Source organism: Pedobacter suwonensis, from assembly GCF_007833675.1.
In the GTDB taxonomy this organism is placed as follows: Bacteria; Bacteroidota; Bacteroidia; order Sphingobacteriales; family Sphingobacteriaceae; genus Pedobacter; species Pedobacter suwonensis.
Genome location: NZ_CP031708.1, coordinates 901,193 through 920,801 on the forward strand (window position 1 = coordinate 901,193; position 19,609 = coordinate 920,801).

The window sequence follows — 19,609 nt, forward strand, 5'->3', positions numbered from 1 at the left end:
AAACGGTCTGAGCAATGCCCGAACCGTTCAACTAAACCTACATCTACCTCAAAACAATAACGTTGTTAAGGAATAATGTAAGATGGCACAGGTAAGGTCGAAAGATAACCTTCATCCATTTTCCATCCCACATCATCCATCTTCTTACATCGTCCATCTACCATCCTACATCATCCATCCCCATCATATCCCCTGCACATCCTTCCTCACTTCTTTTCTCCAGGCTTTCCCATATTTTTTATCCATAAAAGAAGCGACTACTTTATTATAATCTTCAATCCTGATGGCCGAAGGTCCTACACAACCCAAATCCTGATAGACTACACCATATTTTTGCTCAAACAACTCCTGGCCTTTACGTGTGGATACAATCCCACCCTGAATCAGGAATTTGATCTTGCCATTTTTAATATCGGCATTGGCCTGTTTAATGCTCTCTGTTTTAATATGATCAGCGGACAATAAAGGTTTGGCACTTAAGTGTACCGAAATCAAACATAAGATCATCCAGATTAACGTGTACTTTTTCATGGTTTAGCTAGCAATTTTAATTAGAAATCTGAAAATTAATGGCCATATTGTACCTCACCCGCACCGGAACACCTTTGTTTTTGCCAGGTTTCCAGAGTGGAGATTTTTTGATCACTTTAATAGCTTCTTCATCACAACCGTAACCGAGTCTCCTTAGCACCTTAACATCTGTAACGGAACCATCTCTCTCTACCACAAAGCTTACAAATACCTTACCTTGAATACCATCTTCCTGTGCCTGATACGGATATCTTAAGTTACGCTCCATATATTTAGACCAGGCTTTGGCACCGCCGTTAAACTCCGGATATTCATCAACTCCTATAGCATCTATAATCGCATTTGGATCGCCGGTACCTTCTCCATCCTTGGCTGTACCTGTACCATCGCCACTGCCTTTATTATCGCTGATGACCAAATTAGGTGCAACAATACCATCTTGCGTTTTATCGCTGATCACGGCCTGCTCAATCTCTTTAATGGTGGGCGGATCAGGAAGATCCACTTTATTCACCACAACTACCTGTGATGGAAGTGCAATGGTTTTGACTTTAACCAGATCGGCTTTTGCAGGTTCAACCTTTTTCTCCGGTTCAGGCGTTTTCGGTTTCATTTGGTGAATCACCTGAGTTAAATCAATAACCTTTGCCTTTTCTACCACTACATCTTCTTTAGGGAAAAACCTGTTATAAATCAAAGGCGAAAAACAGGCCAGTACAAATAAACTGCCTGATACGAAAAGTACCCTCGTCATAATCGACGATGATTTGGATCTTAAATCGTAAGCACCATAGTTTTTGTTGCGGTCTGCAAATACAAGATCAAGCCACTCGGTCTTGTATACGTTAATTGAAGAGTTGAACATAGCTTTTATTTTTATAGCATGATGCAACAAAATCTTCGATTCCATAAAACATCCGAAAAATCTATTTTCGTTACAAAAAATGAAATTTCTCACCTGAAAAACATTTTTTTATTTCATTTTCAATAAAACTGATATAATTTTTGTGATTATTTTACTTGAATTGATAAAATATGCTATTTTTGACAAAAAACATAACGAATTAATGAAAAGCTTAAGAACCATCGCATTAAAAGAGGCTCAAAACAGAATTTCGCCTGAAGTTAAATCTCCTTCTGCTAAAATTTCTGACTTTTTTGGCGCTAATGTATTTGATAAGAAAAAAATGAGAGATTTCTTATCTAAAGACGTGTATGAGAAATTAATTTCATCTATCAATCAAGGTGAGTTAATTAATGCAGACGACGCAAACCAGATTGCTACTGCCATGAAATCATGGGCAATGGCTGCCGGAGCAACCCACTATACACACTGGTTCCAGCCTTTAACCGGTACTACAGCCGAGAAACATGATTCGTTTTTTGAGCCTAGCGGTGAAGGTGCAATTGAAAAATTTTCAGGCAGCGCTTTAGTTCAGCAAGAACCGGATGCATCTAGTTTCCCTAACGGTGGTATCCGTAACACTTTCGAAGCCCGTGGTTATACCGCTTGGGATCCTTCATCTCCAGCCTTCATTATGGAAAGCAAAGCCGGTAAAACCCTTTGTATTCCTACCGTTTTCGTATCTTATACAGGCGAAGCCTTAGATTATAAAGCACCTTTATTAAAAGCCTTAGCTGCTTTAGATAAAGCTGCTGTTGATGTTTGCCAATACTTCGATAAAAGCATCACCAAAGTAAATGCTTCTTTGGGTATTGAGCAGGAATATTTCCTTGTTGATGAGTCGTTGTTTAACGCCCGCCCTGATTTATTGTTAACCGGCCGTGCATTATTCGGACACATGTCTGCCAAAGGTCAGCAATTAGAAGATCATTACTTCGGTTCAATCCCTGAGCGTGTATTCACTTTCATGGTAGATTTCGAAAACGAAGCCCTGAAATTAGGTATTCCTTTAAAAACCCGTCACAATGAGGTTGCTCCTTCTCAATTCGAGTGTGCACCGATTTATGAAGAAATCAACTTAGCAATCGACCACAACCAATTGTTGATGGATTTGATGGAAAAAGTTGCCCGTCGTCACCACTTCCGTGTTTTATTACACGAAAAACCATATGCAGGCATCAACGGATCAGGTAAACACAACAATTGGTCGTTAATTACCGATACCGGTAAAAACCTATTGGCACCAGGTAAAACGCCGAAAAACAACTTAATGTTCCTTGCTTTCTTTGTGAATACCATTAAAGCAGTGAGCGAGCATGCAGATTTATTACGTGCAAGTATTGCATCGGTAAGCAACGACCACCGTTTAGGTGCAAACGAAGCGCCACCGGCAATCATCTCGATCTTCTTAGGTTCACAATTGAACGATGTATTAGATGAGATCGAGCACTCACGTATCAGCAAAAAAATTAAAGAAGATAATGCACTTTGGTTAGGTATCCCTAAAATCCCTCAGATTTTATTGGACAATACTGATCGTAACCGTACCTCTCCTTTCGCCTTTACAGGTAACAAATTCGAGTTAAGAGCGGTAGGTTCTTCTGCAAACTCTTCTGCTCCGATGACGATCTTAAACGCGATTATGGCTGAGCAGTTGATTAAATTCAAAGCTGAAGTAGATAAATTGATCAAAAAAGGTGATAAAAAAGACATCGCCTTGTTAACGGTGATCAAAAAATACATCAAAGAATCTAAATCAATCCGTTTCGAAGGTAATGGTTATAGCCAGGAGTGGGAAGATGAAGCTGCTGCACGCGGTTTATCAAACATCAAAACCACACCAAAAGCGTTAGATGCTTATTTAACTGAAAAATCGGCTGAGTTATTTGCAACAACCGGTATTTACAGCTCGCGTGAGATTCATGCCCGTCATGAAATCATGTTGGAAAACTTCTACAAAAAATTACAGATCGAAGCACGAGTAATGGGCGAAGTAGCCAATACGTCTATCATCCCTGCTGTAATTGCTTACCAAAATTCATTAATTGAAAACGTTAAAGGATTAAAAGAATTGGGTATAGACAGTAAGTCTTCTTTAGAAATTGTTAAAAAACTATCTGAGCACCTGGATATCGTTAAAACCAATATCGATGCGATGTTAGAAGAACGTAAAGTAACCAACAAACTGGAAGATACCCGTGAAAAAGCGATTGCTTACGATGAGAAAGTTAAATCTTACTTCGATACCATCCGCTACCACGCTGATAAGCTAGAGCAAATTGTTGATGATAGCGTTTGGCCTTTACCAAAATTCAGAGAATTATTATTCATGAAATAGATTTTAAGCCTTAAGGTTTAAATCAGAGGGCGTAAGGTTTAACTTTACGCCCTTTTTCGTTTCATAAATTCGTCATTGCGAAGAGGAACGATGAAGCAATCTTACAACGATCGCTATACATATATCCATTAACTTATATGTCATTAAATCCTTAAGGTGGTTAAAGATTTAGGAAATGATAAAATAGCATCCTCCCTCGTCTTGTCATCCTGAACTTGTTTCAGGATCTAAAACGTATAATTATAAAAGGCAAAAGTTTTTTTTGGAAAGCAATACCCCTGCTCATCGGTTCAGATAGTCCTGCTTTCCTTCCTGCTGTAGAATCTTTCAACTTCTCAAATTCATCCTTAACAGCATCCATTCATCCGATGGCCATCGGATCAGGTTTATTTAACAACAGGCGGTGCAAAGAAAAATCCTGCCACAACGAACCAAACTTAGTATCATAAGCCCGATTGTACGGATGCCGTTTTTATCAAAACATTTTTATACCCTCCAAAATTTTAAAACGGCAGGAGGAAAAGCGGGGCTGCAGGCCGCCATGAAAAACGACCGCTCACTTCCAAAACATCTTCAAATTATATATTTAAACCAACCCTAAAAAAATTAAACCTCTACTCCATACCGATATTCGATCTATCAACTCCGGACTTCTGACTCCGGACTTCAGACTTTCTATCTTCTCCCCTTTTACCTTCCACCTTAAACAACTATCTTTGCGGCAACATGAGTGATAACAGGTACAATCAACGTGGCGTTTCTGCCTCAAAAGAAGATGTGCACAATGCCATCAAAAACATCGATAAAGGAATTTCCCCAAAAGCATTCTGCAAAATCATTCCCGATATTTTAGGTGGTGATGAGGCATACTGCAACATCATGCATGCTGATGGCGCAGGTACCAAGTCATCGTTAGCTTATGTGTACTGGAAAGAAACCGGCGATATTTCGGTTTGGAAAGGAATTGCACAGGATGCCATCATTATGAACATTGATGACCTGATCTGCGTAGGTGCTACCGATAACATCCTCTTGTCGTCAACCATCGGGCGTAATAAAAACCTCATTCCCGGTGAGGTAATTGCCGCCGTAATTAACGGTACGGAAGAGATTCTGTCCGATTTACGTGAACAGGGCATTACCATTTACTCAACAGGTGGTGAAACAGCCGATGTGGGCGATTTGGTTCGTACCATTATTGTCGATTCTACCGTGACCTGTCGTTTAAAACGTGAAGAAATTATCAGCAACGACAATATTAAACCTGGTGATGTCATTGTAGCCTTAGCCTCTTCGGGGCAAGCGACTTACGAAACCGAGTATAATGGCGGTATGGGTTCAAATGGCTTAACTTCTGCCCGTCATGATGTTTTCGAAAAATCAATCGCCAATACCTACCCTGAAAGTTTCGATCCGGCAGTGCCATTTGACCTGGTTTTTTCAGGAGGTAAAAAACTAACCGATGAAATTGAAATTGAAGGTCATGGTAAAATAACCGTTGGCAAACTGGTACTTTCGCCTACCCGTACCTATGCGCCAGTGATTAAGCAGATTTTAGAGAAACACCGCAATCAGATTAATGGTATTGTACATTGCAGTGGTGGTGCCCAAACCAAGGTACTCCATTTCGTTAATAACGATATCCATGTTATAAAAGACAATTTATTCCCTGTTCCTCCGCTGTTTAAGCTGATCCAGGAACAATCAGGTACCGATTGGAAAGAAATGTACAAAGTGTTTAATATGGGGCACAGAATGGAGCTTTATGTTCCACAGGAAATTGCAGATAGCCTGATCGAAATTTCAAAAAGTTTTAATATCGATGCCAGAATTATTGGCCGTGTAGAAAAAGGTAACCAAAAGCAGGTAACCATTGATAGCGAAAAAGGAACATTTGTTTACAATTAAACTTTAAATTATTCCATCAATCATAGCCCTGAACACATCGTTTAGGGCTTTTTTTGGTTCTCATCCCTGGGCTGAGGACTTCATTTCCATCGATTATCCGTTGTCCCCAACTTGATTCAATTGTTATATGATCGGGATATATTGAAGCGTTGAAAAGTCAATTGGAAATCATTGCCTCTGAGTCCATCACATCATGATGATTAGCTTCGCTGAGCAATCGTGCTTCCCACCTGAGCGGCTCCGATAATAATCGGATGACGATCACTGAAACATCAATAATGCAATAAATCCATTACAATCTGCAAAAGTCATATCTGTATCATAAAAAGATTTATATTAGTTCTACCAATCAACAGAACATGAATTATAAAAAGACCATCGTAATGGGCCTAATGGCTTGCCTTATATTAAGCCTGAGCGCTTTTATGCCTAAACCCGAACCGGAACCAAAAGCAAAGAATTTAAAGGTATTGCCCAAAAATATCAGCAAGGAAGAACTGGATAAAGTAATGGACGATTTTAAGCTTGCCTTAGGCGTGCGATGCAGCCATTGCCACGCGCCGATGAAAGACAATCCCAGAAAGCTTGATTTTGCCAGTGATGAAAAACCTGAAAAGGAAACTGCCCGGGAGATGATGCGTATGACCGCTAAAATCAATAAAAAATATTTTCATGAGGCTATGAAAGAAGGCAACACTATTGCAAAAATCGCCTGTATCACCTGCCATAATGGTAAAACTGAACCAGCGAAATAAAAAATATACGCCCTAATTGGAACGTTTTATTATTAAAAACAAAAGAGGCTGTCTCAAAATACACGAGACAGCTTTTTTTTGTGTTTAAATAATTCTGTGTGTTATTTGTTCATTGCTGGCTAGAAATGTTTATTGAGCTATCAATTTGTTAAAAAACATCAAAAGCGAGCCTTTTATGCTGCTTTTTTTCTGATATTCTGTGCGATTGCCAGTAATCCCCATTCTATTGCCACTTTTTCCTTGCCCCGGAGCATGAAGCGGCGGAACCCGTGGTTCTGCTTAATATTCCCGAAGACTGGTTCTACATCATGACACCTCTGCTTTCGTTTCCCGATTCCCTTGTCACTGTTGAGTAGCCGGTATGCTTTTGCTTTATGCCGCTTTAGGTTCTCGTTGACCTCTATGATCCTATCTCCCTGGGATTTGTGGCAGGCACCGTTGAGTGGGCAGGCAACGCAGTTCTTTGCCTGGTACCTTTTGCTGGTCTGCTCAAAACCGGTACTTGTTTTTCTCGTGCTGTCTCCGATATAATGCATTTTTTGGCCCATCGGACATATATAACAGTCCTGCTCCTGATTGTAGAATAACCTGTCCCGGGCAAATGGTTTTTTTTTGTTGTGGGCTTCACTCTGCTCTTTATCGAACATGCCATATTTTACATAGGCTTCAATCCCGTTCGCTTCCAACAGCTCATAATTCTCCTCGCTTCCGTAGCCTGCATCTGCGGTAAGGGTTTTCAGGGTTCTGCCAAAACTGGCCTCATGCTGTTCAAGATGTTCCTTTAAAGTGGTGGTATCAGTGGGATTGGGGTGAATGGTATAGTTTACGATGAACTGGTTGGAGGTTGATATCTGTACGTTGTAACCTGGTTTGAGCTGTCCGTTGCGCATGTGGTCTTCCTTCATGCGCATGAAGGTCGCATCCTCATCGGTTTTGCTAAAGCTGTTCCGGTTCCCCAGTATTTCTTCTTTACGTTCATATTCTGCCATCTTTTCCGGATATTCCCTGGTTACATATTTCAGCTTCGCTTTGACCTTTTTGTCCAGACCGGGTTTTTCTGACAATACCGCATTGAGCGTATCCACCGTCTGCTGTACCTTTTGGGTATCAATATCGGTAAAATCCGGTGGTTCGGGCAAGCCGTCTTCCATCTTGGCAACGCTCTGGGCATATTGCCAGATTTCACCCAGGGCTTTCTTCATCTTTTCCTTATTGGTCTGGATGGCCTTTTTCCATACAAAAGTGTATTTATTGGCATTGGCCTCTATCTTGGTGCCGTCGGTATAAACTTCTTCAATGCTCAACAGGCCTTCGGCAGCCAACAGTTTTACCACCTCCTCGAATACGCTGCGAAGGCTTTCCTTAAGGCGGGCGCCACGGAAACGGTTGATGGTATTGTGGTCGGGATAGCTCATCCCGCTCAGCCACATAAAGTTGATGTTCTCCCTGCAGGCCACCTCCAGCTTTCTGCTGCTGTATACATTGCTTAGATAGCCATATACCAGAACCTTCAACAGCATTTGTGGATGATAGCTTGAAGCACCCTTAATCTTGTAAGCATTTAAAAGCCCCTGGATATTGATCCGGTTGATGACGTCGTCTACAATCCGGACAGGATGGCCTTTCGCCACGAGCTCATCAAGCGTGGGCGGAATAGCCATGATCTGGCCCTGGTAATAAGGCTTGAAAACAGGTTTTTGGACAGCCATAAATCTCAATTATTTATATATAAATATCTGAAATTCAATTCAATAAAGCAAGATTAACCGACAAAAAGTGTACTTTTTATCCAAACAAAAGAGGCTGCCTTTTTGAGACAGCCTCTTTTGTTTTTTAATCTTTGCTACAAATTTATGAAAGGTACTTTCTTCACCGTTAGCTTTTTTTTCCTGATAAAGAAAATCGAGCTTATGTTCATAAAAAGTTTTGAAGAAAGTATCCCAATCTGTTTCTTTTAAATCGGATTTGCTATCGATATGTTTAGGAAAATGTATCCTTAAAACATTTCCTTCACTTTTTTTGGCTGTATCTGCAATTACAGCAGGTACATCGTCATGTTTCTCTGCCCATGCTTTTAATGGTGGCATGGTTATGGGTTTGTCTTGAACCACTCATCGTTTATAAATTAGTTTTGAATAACTAGGCTAACTATAAAATCGCATTCAGGAGGAAATGGTTTTAGGTTTATCAAAAAAGCCCCAACCTTTCAGCTGGGACAATTTGGATGTCGTTAATCTCAGTATCAGTTACAAATATTTAATGGTAAGATACGGAGCTAAAGGCATTCATAATGCCAATAGAGGTTAAACCCATAGTGTAACTTCCGGCCTGTATTCCCATATTTCCATTATAGTGTATACGGTTTTCCATACCAGCACTATAGCTATTATATCCTTGAGGAATTTCAACATCATAATACATATAATTGGTAACTGCTTGTTCGGAGATCGGATAACTTACTTTAACATAAGAAACTCGGATAATAACATTTCTCGGTAAAGGTAAGGGGGTGCTTAATGATGGGTCACTAAAAAATTCAATATTTACATTATCATCATAAGATTCATTCCAATCGTCCATTTGATAAATCTCACCTCGGGAGGTGCTTACCTTACAATATATAAGCTTATATAAAGCATTAACCCCTTCTATATCTCCTTGTGAAAGAAAACTATTGTAACCCCACGTGGAGCCATCTTTTCTGGTCATTTGTGGCGCTGTATTTGAGCCGACTCTAGCTTCAGACACACTTGAAGGATATAACATTACGGAATTATAATCAAATGTTCCTATCTGAGATCCAGACTTTCCAAGTACATCATAGGTTTTGTATTGATCTATCCAATCATTATTAATGTTATTGAAATCAATGTTAATATATTGATCGCGGTCAGTTCTGGTTTGTTCATGCATTAATCCCACGGCATGACCAATTTCATGAATAACCGTAGATTTATCTGCACCAGTGGATAATCTAATGAGTTGCTGTCCACCCACCATACCTAATTGTGAATCTCCTCCTCCATTGGATGGAGCTCCTTGAAAATTCACATAATTAGCTTGGTTTGTGCGCTGTACAAAATGTATTGGCGTGCTAGCCTCCCAATCGCTCATCGCATTTAAAATATCTGAACTATGTGTGGCATCATTGATGACATAGTAAACAATACCACCTGGCCACAGTTTTTGAAAATCAGCTGTAAATGTGCTTTCTGTTGTTGCAACCTTATTATTACCAACCTTATTAAATTCTAAATAAGCAATTTGGTCTTTGGATAAAATTACATCTCCTCCAACAACATATTCTCCTCTACTGTTAATTTGAACGGTAACCTGTCCACCATTCTTCAAATGATAGGTAATAACTTTTCCTCGAGTGTTTTGAGATTTTTCCTGCTGCACGGAAGTTTCTTTTTTACAAGCGCTGATCAAAATAACGAGCGCTGCAAGGGCGTGATAGATCTTTTTCATGTTTAACTGTTTAAAAAATTAATTCATATTAATTGATGTTAAATGGTAAAACAATAAAGTTCTTATGGAAAAGCACGAAAGTTAGTTTTATAGAGTTTAATTAGATCTGGTGAGAGAAACTGCTTAAAGCAGACGATAATCTAATCGGCGAAAAGAATATTTCAAAGAGAGTGTGCATTCATCATGTTTTTTGTTTTCCATTCTAAAAATACAGATTTACTATTAAGAAATTGTTATATTAAATTAGATAATTATTATTACAGGCAATACTACTTAAAACTATCATTCAAGAGATAAAACTTTGTGATCTTCTTTCACGTCTCATATTATAATGATATCATAAGTTTTTATAGGCATACCGAATAAAAGTCTTTTCCGTAGGTATTATTGGAATATATATGGCGAACTTTGCACTAACGTAAACAATATACTGTAGATTTATAACCCTCTATCCAGACCAATTATTAGCAATAAAAAAAGCCCCGATCGTTTGATCGGGGCTTATCTTTTATAATCTTTTATGCATTAGTTAAACAAATACCTAACACCAACTTGTCCTTGCCATCTTGAAGAAAATGATTCTGACAAAATATTTGAAGGAGTTTCAGGTGAGAAAGTAAAACTTCCATTATTTGAGCTGCTATAGCTAATTAGCTGATAAGCTTGGTTAGTAATAAAGTATTGCCTTCCCCAATTTTTATTTAATAAATTACCTACGTTAATGATATCGAAAGACAGTTGCAGACGGTTTTTACTTGAACCGATCATTGTACCGATATCTTGCATAATTCTGAAATCAAACTGATGTTGCCAAGGTAATCTCGCTCCATTTCTTTGTGTGTATTGACCTCTTAATTTACTTAAGTAAGGATCATTATTAATAAATGCATCTAAAGCAGCCCATTGCTGAGCAGGTGTATAAACTCTTGCTGCTGTTCCTGTACCTACAGTTAAATTATTTATTATTCTTATTTCAGACTGGTTACGAGGCACATACAATAAATCATTTGAAAATGCTCCGTCACCATTTAAATCTCCATTATAAAGATAGGTAAAAGGTGAACCTGAATTACCTACATAAAACAAAGATACCGTTGTTCCACTTGCTTTATTTTTACCATAATTTAAAGTATATCCTAAAGTACCAATTATTCTGTGACGGATATCAAAATTCGAATAAACTAATTCTGGATCATTTGCATTTCGAACAACTTGAACAAATTCCCAGTTTGAAAGTGCAACACTGCTTGCACCTGAGTTAACATCTTTAGATTTACCATATGTGTATGCAGTACTTGCGAATAATCCATTATCAAAAGATTTTTGCAATTGAGCTGTCAAGCTATAAGAATCTCCTTTACTAGTGTTATCAAGCAAGTACGCTCCCGTATAAGTACTACTAACTTTTGAACCATAGAAAGGACGTGTGTCAGCACCACCTGATATGATTGGATTTAAAGAAGTTGTAGACGGTTTAACATTTATATCTTTATATAATATATTATTTACAGTTTTACTATAAATTCCTTCTAAAGTTGCTACAACACCCGCAGGCAATTTCATATCTAAAGCTAAATTACTCCGAAATACTTGCGGTAATCTAAAATTAGGACTCATCAAGTTAACAGCATAGGTATTTCCTGCTGTTCCAACGGTTGATTGCTTTGTAACGTCAGGCTGGAATCCAGTATTATTCGCAGTAGCACTAGACAATGAAATTGTTTTATAATCCAAGCCCGTATTTCCATATTGGTTAGACATCCATACAAATGGTACTCTTCCTGTGAATAGTCCAGAACCACCTCTTAGTTGAATTGAACGATTTCCTGTTAGATCCCAATTAAATCCAATACGTGGCGAAACCAATACCTGGCCACTTGGAATATTACTAGTGCCAAAGCCAGGGAAAGATGCAGCAACAGCTGCATTATTTGCTGGCTTATCGTTAAAAATAGGAACATCAACACGTAAGCCCGCAGTCATTCTAAAACTTTGATCAACCTGAATCTCATCTTGAAAATAGAAACCTAATTGAGCTGCCTTAAATTGAGCTGCAGGTAAAGTACCAGCTACAGCAGGATAAGTAATATCAATATTATTAGGTTTATTATCATAGAAATTCTGTAAAGAGGTAAAACGATATCTTCCGTTATAATTACTTACAAATAAGTTTCTGAATTTAAAAAACTCATTGTGTGTTCCCAATGTGAAAGTGTGATTTCCAACCAGCAACTTCAAATTATCAGTAAATTCAACGATATCTTGGTCTAACTCATTTTTAGTTGAACTTCTTTCAGATCCAAATGTAACGGTTCTACCAGAAATTCCTCCCCAGTTCTGAATCTCAACCTGAGGAAATAGTGATCCTGCGGTTTGACGGCTATCTCTAACTCTAGAATAACCTATAATTAAATTATTAGAAAGGTTTGAATTAAACTGAGACCTTAGCTCCAACACACTTACGTTTTGGTTATTGTTAAATTTATAAGCATTATTTTCAAAACGAAATGCTGTAGAACTTCTACTAATATTATCATCAAATGCTTTGATGTAATTATGGCGTAATGTTAATTGATGTTTACTACTAATATTCCAATCTAAACGTGCAAAGATTTTATCACTTTGAGTCTTGGCTGGAATTTCTGCAGCCGAACCTATATCATAACCATATTTTGAACTAACGTAGTTAGCCAAAGTTTGCGCATCCGCAGTGCTGATTACCGATACAGCATCGCCGGCATTATTCAATGTTGGAGTTTTAATTCTTGTCTGCTCACCCGTTACAAATAAAAACAACTTATCTTTAATAATAGGAGCACCTACTCTCAAACCATAATTCGTGTTATAAAAACTTGTCGCCTTTTCACCTAAGAAACTTTTACCTACTAACTTTTCATTTCTACCATAAAACCATGCTGAACCTTCTACAGTATTAGAACCTGATCTTGTAACGGCATTAATACCACCTCCAGTAAAATTACCGTAAGTAATATCGTACGGCGCTAATACAACTTGAATCTCTTGAATTGCATCTAATGAGATTGGCTGTGTATTAGCCTGTCCACCAGGTAGACCAGAACTTGTTAATCCAAAAACGTCATTATTAACTGCACCGTCAATAGTCAAGCTATTATATTTACTATTAGAACCTGCAAAAGAGTTTCCATTTGCTTGCGGCGTAAGTCTTGTGAAATCATTAATGCTTCTACTTAAACTTGGTAAATTTTGAATTTGCTCTTTTGATACTGTTGTAGCGGCACCAGTTCTTTTACTATTTAAAAGAGGATCTTTTTTACCAGATACATTAACTTCCTGCAAAACGTTACTATTATCGCTTAACACTAAGTTTAACGCAAATGGCTCACCCAACTTCAATTGAATTCCAGTAATTTTCTCTGGGTTGTAACCAACAAAACTAATTTCCACTGTGTAAGGCCCACCAACTCTCATGTTTGCCATGCTGAATCTGCCATCATTATTAGTTGACACAGTATAAACAGTCCCGGTTGGGGTATGTGTTGCTTTAACACTTGCACCAGGCAGGGCGCCTTTGGCATCTTTAATTGTTCCGGTCATTGATGATGTAGTCACCTGTGCGTTTGCACCAAAAGCAATACCTACAAATGCAACAATAACCAGTACTAATCTTAAAAGTAAAGATTTCTTCATACTTTGATTTTTAAATGTTTTTTGTTATTAATGATAATTCAAAGGGATTTTATAGCTGCAAATGTCCTAATAAAATTTAACAGATTTTAACATTCAATGTTAAATAATTATTAAGTCGGTCATAATTTTTCAACATTTAACATATATGATAGCCATTACAACTTTCAGTTTATCAATATATTGATTGGAAAACTAAATTTTTAACAACAAAACCAATAGTTGCTTAATATTTCGACATAAAAATTAAATTAACATTGGTATTTTTCTAATAATACATACCAACAATTATTTTTTAAGCAATAACATGGCTATTATTCAACTTTTTATTCAACTACCCAAATATAATTTTGTAAATCAGGGCGATTATGTCTTTCGTTTTTAAAGAGAATGAGGCTAACAATATTCAACCATTGTAAATTTTAACTACTATCTGAATATTGGCTTAGTCAATTGACATTTTTTTTTTAGTTTTGGACGATGGTTAACGGAGTACCCTCATTCAATTTTTGGCAATGTTAAAGTTTAAAGCCCGATTATCAAGTTGAAACAGACCTCTTAACTATACACATTATAAAAACTGAACATTAAGAAACAAATATCTTTAAACGGATCGGAAGCACAGGCCAAATTAATATCCATTATATCCCGGCAAACTCCCGTCTGAAGGATAAATAACAAAATAGAAAAAACAGATGAATTACGACGTTATTGTTTTAGGCAGCGGCCCTGGTGGTTATGTAGCTGCAATCAGAGCTTCTCAATTGGGACTAAAAGTAGCCATTGTTGAGCGTGAATCATTAGGTGGTATTTGTTTAAACTGGGGCTGTATCCCTACTAAAGCGCTTTTGAAAAGTGCTCAGGTTTTCGAATATATTAATCATGCTGCTGATTACGGAATTACTACTGCAGGTGCTACTGCAGATTTTGCTGCTGTGGTAAAACGCAGCCGTGGTGTGGCCGATGGCATGAGTAAAGGCGTTCAATTTTTAATGAAAAAAAATAAAATTGACGTGATTATGGGAACTGGTAAAGTAAAACCAGGAAACAAATTAGAAGTTAGAGGAGCTGATGGTTCTCAAAAAGAACTGAATGCAAAAAATATCATCATTGCTACAGGTGCCCGTTCAAGAGAATTACCTAACCTGAAACAGGATGGCAAAAAAATTATCGGTTACCGCCAAGCCATGGTACTCCCTGAATTACCAAAAAGCATGGTAGTGGTAGGTTCTGGCGCCATCGGTGTAGAGTTTGCTTATTTCTATGCTACCATGGGCACTAAAGTAACCATTGTGGAGTTTATGGAAAACGTGGTTCCTGTGGAAGACGAAGACGTTTCAAAACAATTGCTACGTAGCTTAAAGAAAACCGGTATCGATGTAATGACCTCGGCAAGTGTGGAATCTGTTGATACCAGCGGGGCAGGATGCAAAGTTTCGGTTAAAACAGCTTCAGGCATGCAAACCATCGAAGCTGATATCGTGCTTTCGGCAGCTGGGATTGTAGCCAATATCGAAAATATCGGCCTGGAAGAAGTAGGTATCAAAACCGAAAAAGGCAAAATCGTTACCGATGAGTTTTACAATACTTCGGTAAAAGGTTATTATGCGATTGGTGACGTAGTTGGCGGACAAGCTTTAGCACACGTAGCTTCTGCAGAAGGCATTATCTGCGTAGAGAAAATTGCTGGTCAGCATGTGGAACCGTTAGATTACAACAATATCCCTGGATGTACTTATTGCACCCCTGAAATTGCTTCAGTAGGATATACCGAAAAAGCAGCTAAGGCAGCAGGTTATGAACTGAAAATCGGTAAATTTCCGTTTTCGGCATCAGGCAAGGCCAGTGCTGCAGGTGCCAAAGATGGTTTTATCAAATTAATTTTCGACGCCAAATACGGAGAGTTATTAGGCGCGCACATGATTGGTGCCAACGTTACCGAAATGATTGCCGAAATTGTGGTAGCACGCAAACTGGAAACTACCGGACACGAAATGATCAAATCTGTTCACCCTCACCCAACCATGAGCGAAGCCATTATGGAAGCTGCTGCTGATGCCTACGGAGAAGTGATCCACTTATAGTCTAAAGTCTGAAGTCCGGAGTCTATAGTCCGAAGTCTTCAGTCGAAATATATAAAAACCCTTTAGTTAATCCTAAAGGGTTTTCTTATTTTTAGCCAATCCGATCTTGATATTTACCAATAGCATCTTGATACCCGGTACTAAATACTTGATACTAAAAAAATGAAACTTCACACCATAAATACTGGTTTATTTAAGTTAGATGGTGGCGCCATGTTCGGTGTCGTACCTAAAGCCATCTGGCAAAAAACCAATCCTGCTGATGCAAACAATCTTTGCACCTGGGCCATGCGCTGCTTACTGATAGAAGAAGGCAATCAACTGATTTTAGTTGATACCGGGATCGGAAATAAACAGGACGAGAAATTTTTTAGCCATTATTACCTGCATGGAAACGATTCCCTGGAAAAATCACTGACACAGTTGGGTTTCGGAACAACAGATATTACCGATGTTTTCCTTACCCACCTTCACTTTGACCATGTTGGCGGGGCAATTATAAGAGCAGGTGAAAAATTGATACCAGCTTTTAAAAATGCCAGATATTGGAGCAACGAAAAGCACTGGAAATGGGCAGTTGAACCCAACGCAAGGGAAAAAGCCTCATTTTTAAAAGAAAACATCTTACCCATACAGGAAGGCGGACAGCTTAACTTCGTTGTTGAACGGGAAAATATAGAATGGCAAAAGGACATCAACATTAGTTTTGCTTACGGCCATACCGACGCCATGATGCTGCCAAAAATAAGCTACAAGGGCAAAACTATTGTATATATGGCTGATTTATTACCTTCGGTAGGTCATCTGCCCCTGCCCTATGTAATGGCATACGATATGTTTCCTTTAAAAACATTAACTGAAAAACAAGCCTTTTTGGAAGAAGCGGTAGAAAACAATTATATCCTATTCCTGGAGCACGATCCCATTAACGAGTGCTGCACCTTACAACGTACCGAAAAAGGAATACGCGTAGCAGAAACCTTTAACTTAAGTGACATTTAATGATCAGGCGCGCCAAACCAGAAGATGCAACGCAAGTGGTACCGCTTTTACTTCAAGCCATGGCTGAGCTTGCGCCAAAGCTAACCCAAACTCAGGATCAGAGCACCATTAACCGCATCTTTGAACATTTTTTTCAACAATCAGGCAATCAGTACAGCTACGAAAACACCTTGGTTTTTGAAGAAGCCGATAAAGTACTCGGCTCATTAACTGCTTATGATGGAGCAAAGCTACTTGAACTCAGAAAGCCATTTTTAATTTATCTGGGTCAGCCTGATATAACGGATAATCACCTGGATGCAGAGACTCAAAGTGGAGAGTTTTATCTCGACAGCATCAGTGTAAATGCCAGTGCCCAGGGCAAAGGCATAGGCAAACAATTAATTAAAGCAGGCCTGGCCTGGGGAAAACAATCGGGGCATCAAACGATTGGCCTATTAGTTGAGCAAAATAATGCGCGGGCCTTGAAGCTCTACCAGCAAATGGGCTTTAAAATCCAAAATGAAAAGGAGTTTATGGGCGGCAGCTACCACCATATGGTATTTAAGGTTAAATAGCAAAAAGTAAATTACATCAGAAATCGCCGTTTTCGTGCAACGAAGCAATTTTTAAGTGTACGCGCCTAGCGATCGTAGTAGAATTGTTTCGCAGGCTGAAAACCCGCTTATCATGACGACTTTTCTCAAGTATTAAAACCGCCTTCCTTCCTTCCTTCCTTCCTTCCTTCCCACCATACCTAAACGCCATCCGCCAAACGCTAAACTTTTTTTCACAATTTATTTGTATTTAATCTAAATAATGTCAATTTTTGTAACCGATGGAAAAAGCTTGTGTAGATATTAATCAGCTCGTTAACGTATTCTCAAATACCCATGGATCAATTTATCAGTCAGATAAGTTAAATTGCTTCTATGTAGATTTTGGGGGAAAGTTTGCACGCTACAATTGCCTTACGCTTCAAAAATTAAAAGCTGTTGTAGAACAGATTGATGTTGAAGCACTCCTTTTAAATACTCAAAAAGCAGATTTTGAATTGGTTACCTTTAACGGCTGCGAACATATCTATTTATTAAGTGCCCTCGAAATCATTGCGTTAAAAGATTTACTGCAAGGCACCTTTACCATGTTTAAGCTTAACCATATCATTAGCGACTGCCTTTACAGATTGGTTTACTAGTTTATTGTTGGTTCATTGACCATTGGCAACTCAATACGTCATAGTAAACTTGTTTCAGTATCTATCTAACAAGATCCTAAGATAAACTCAGGATGACTATTACATGAAAACTGCCAACTGAAAACTGCTAACATAGAAGTTACAAATCAACTCAATCCGCCATACTGAACTTATTTAAGTATCTGTCTGAAAAGATCCTGAGACCAACTACCATTGACGTTATTTTGTAATTACCTATTAATGAGCAGAATGCGGCATCATGCATTTCCGTATAGCTAGGCCATAGCACCGTATCACCGTTCTACTTAAAACCAGCCTAATAAATTTTTCGGACTGCACTGCTCTAGCCATAACACTGGCTTTGAAAGAAAAATTTTCAGCCGGCACTTTTTGTTACTTTTTGATGCCAAAAAGTAAGAGCCCTTCGGCGGCGGTGAGCCGAGGCAAGAATTGTGCGAAGGAAAAAACGTCAATCATATTGATTTTTATATCATAAATTATCCCTCAGGATGACGATTGCACAGGAAACTGAAAACTGGTAACCGAAAACTGACAACTGGAAACTGTCAACTGAAAATTGCAAACTGCCAACTGGAAACTGGAAACTGCCAACTGAAAACCAATCATTATCCCACTGATCCTCAACCCCTATCCGTTTGGCGTTATCCATCCATTTTCCATCCTCCATTTTACATCTTACATCACCCACCCTCCTTATTTAAACTGATTACAAATAATTAATTATCAGCAATTTAGACTAATTTCATATTGTAAATAAATTCGTATCCAGAACAAATTCGGTTTACATTTGTATTGTTATTAAAGTACAGAAACATGAAAGATCTAATGCGTATCAAATGTTTAATATCTCAGGATATCGAAACATTATTAAATCAGCAAATCAAAAAAGAAGCTCACTCTTCATCACTATATTTATCCATGTCATCCTGGTGCGATCAAAATGGCTTCGATTATTCAGCAGATTATTTTCTAAAGCAATCTGAAGAAGAAAGGGTCCACCAGCTTAAATTATTCAAATATGTATTGGATATGGGTGGAAACGCCATCTCGCCGGAAGTTATCGGAATCAAAACAGAATTCGCAAGTTTCAGGGAAGTTTTTGAAGATGCTTTGGAGGCAGAAATCGCAATTACCCAAAGTTTCAAAAACATTGCAGCCAGATGCCACAAAGAACAGGATTTCGTAACTATGGAATTTTTGAACTGGTTCCTGAAAGAGCAACGTGAAGAAGAATACAAAGCACGCAGGGCCTTAGAATTGTTCGAGGTAATTGGCGAAGAAGGTACCGGAAGATGGGAAATTGATAAACACGTGAACAAAATTTCTTACTCAGAAGAATAACAACAACAAAACATATATTGAAGAGCTATCCTGAAAAGGGTAGCTTTTTTTTTGCACTTAGAATCCCTGTGAAGGATCGTCATTGCGAGGAGGAACGACGAAGCAATCTTACAACGATCGCTAAAATCCATAGTTATAAGGTTGCTTCATCGGCTGAAAAAGCCTTCTCGCAATGACGACTTTTCCTTGAGCCCCCATTTCACCTATTTTCCGCCGGGATGATAATCCAATAAAAAAGAAAAGCCCCGGTTTTCCGGAGCTTTCTTGGTTTTAGGTTGTTTGGTTTATGTTGATTATGAATAAGTCTTGAAGTTTTTATAAAAAAAGCGCCGTTGCCAGCGCTTTTTTTAAACCAAATATATAATAATAATTAACGAGCATTACAAAAGTACAAAATTCAATCACAAAAAC

At 38.3% G+C, this 19,609-nt stretch carries 14 protein-coding genes; 8 read left to right on the plus strand and 6 right to left on the minus strand.

The window, feature by feature from the left end:
* Positions 1–183: 183 nt before the first annotated feature.
* Both DV942_RS03605 and DV942_RS03610 read right to left on the minus strand, forming a co-directional pair.
* The gene (locus tag DV942_RS03605; RefSeq protein WP_145855346.1) at positions 184–531 is read right to left on the minus strand and encodes an FEKKY domain-containing protein; all 348 of its coding nucleotides are present in this window, start codon (positions 529–531) and stop codon (positions 184–186) included.
* A 16-nt stretch (positions 532–547) separates the two neighbouring features.
* Positions 548–1,396, minus strand: a complete 849-nt coding sequence (locus DV942_RS03610; RefSeq protein WP_186462416.1) for an energy transducer TonB — start codon at positions 1,394–1,396, stop codon at positions 548–550.
* Positions 1,397–1,598: 202 nt separating this feature from the next.
* Here DV942_RS03610 and DV942_RS03615 point away from each other — a divergent pair, with 202 nt between their 5' ends.
* From DV942_RS03615 to DV942_RS03625, 3 genes are all read left to right on the plus strand, one after another.
* A complete protein-coding gene (locus DV942_RS03615) occupies positions 1,599–3,773 on the plus strand; it encodes a glutamine synthetase III family protein (RefSeq protein ID WP_090985644.1) in 2,175 nt (724 codons plus the stop codon).
* A gap of 726 nt (positions 3,774–4,499) precedes the next feature.
* Positions 4,500–5,681 carry an AIR synthase-related protein gene (locus DV942_RS03620; protein ID WP_145855350.1) on the plus strand — a complete coding sequence of 394 codons (1,182 nt, stop codon included), beginning with the start codon at positions 4,500–4,502 and terminating at the stop codon, positions 5,679–5,681.
* Positions 5,682–6,040: 359 nt separating this feature from the next.
* Complete coding sequence (locus DV942_RS03625) at positions 6,041–6,436, plus strand: c-type cytochrome (RefSeq protein ID WP_134203795.1); 396 nt, start codon at positions 6,041–6,043, stop codon at positions 6,434–6,436.
* 173 nt (positions 6,437–6,609) lie between these two features.
* Here the strand turns inward: DV942_RS03625 and DV942_RS03630 are convergent, their stop codons facing one another.
* The 4 genes from DV942_RS03630 to DV942_RS03645 all read right to left on the minus strand — a co-directional run bounded on the left by DV942_RS03630 (position 6,610) and on the right by DV942_RS03645 (position 13,576).
* Positions 6,610–8,145: an IS1182 family transposase gene (locus DV942_RS03630; protein ID WP_145855352.1), complete on the minus strand. Its 1,536-nt coding sequence runs from the start codon at positions 8,143–8,145 to the stop codon at positions 6,610–6,612.
* A 39-nt stretch (positions 8,146–8,184) separates the two neighbouring features.
* Positions 8,185–8,523, minus strand: coding sequence for a hypothetical protein (locus DV942_RS03635; protein ID WP_186462417.1), 339 nt, complete (start codon positions 8,521–8,523; stop codon positions 8,185–8,187).
* 169 nt (positions 8,524–8,692) lie between these two features.
* The gene (locus tag DV942_RS03640; RefSeq protein ID WP_090985362.1) at positions 8,693–9,907 is read right to left on the minus strand and encodes a M12 family metallopeptidase; all 1,215 of its coding nucleotides are present in this window, start codon (positions 9,905–9,907) and stop codon (positions 8,693–8,695) included.
* Between the two features lie 525 nt (positions 9,908–10,432).
* A complete protein-coding gene (locus tag DV942_RS03645; RefSeq protein ID WP_145855353.1) occupies positions 10,433–13,576 on the minus strand; it encodes a TonB-dependent receptor in 3,144 nt (1,047 codons plus the stop codon).
* A gap of 692 nt (positions 13,577–14,268) precedes the next feature.
* On the opposite strand from DV942_RS03645, the gene lpdA reads away from it, so the two are divergent.
* The 5 genes from lpdA to DV942_RS03670 all read left to right on the plus strand — a co-directional run bounded on the left by lpdA (position 14,269) and on the right by DV942_RS03670 (position 19,198).
* On the plus strand, positions 14,269–15,657 hold the full coding sequence (lpdA, locus tag DV942_RS03650) for a dihydrolipoyl dehydrogenase (protein ID WP_145855356.1): 1,389 nt from the start codon (positions 14,269–14,271) through the stop codon (positions 15,655–15,657).
* 162 nt (positions 15,658–15,819) lie between these two features.
* Positions 15,820–16,659 carry an MBL fold metallo-hydrolase gene (locus tag DV942_RS03655; protein WP_145855358.1) on the plus strand — a complete coding sequence of 280 codons (840 nt, stop codon included), beginning with the start codon at positions 15,820–15,822 and terminating at the stop codon, positions 16,657–16,659.
* On the plus strand, positions 16,659–17,216 hold the full coding sequence (locus tag DV942_RS03660; protein WP_145855360.1) for a GNAT family N-acetyltransferase: 558 nt from the start codon (positions 16,659–16,661) through the stop codon (positions 17,214–17,216). Before DV942_RS03655 ends, DV942_RS03660 begins: the two co-directional genes overlap by 1 nt.
* Before the next feature lie 260 nt (positions 17,217–17,476).
* Entirely contained in the window at positions 17,477–17,836 is a 360-nt protein-coding gene (locus DV942_RS03665; protein ID WP_145855362.1) for a hypothetical protein, read from the plus strand.
* 834 nt (positions 17,837–18,670) lie between these two features.
* Positions 18,671–19,198: a ferritin gene (locus DV942_RS03670; RefSeq protein ID WP_145855364.1), complete on the plus strand. Its 528-nt coding sequence runs from the start codon at positions 18,671–18,673 to the stop codon at positions 19,196–19,198.
* The last annotated feature ends 411 nt before the right edge of the window (positions 19,199–19,609 follow it).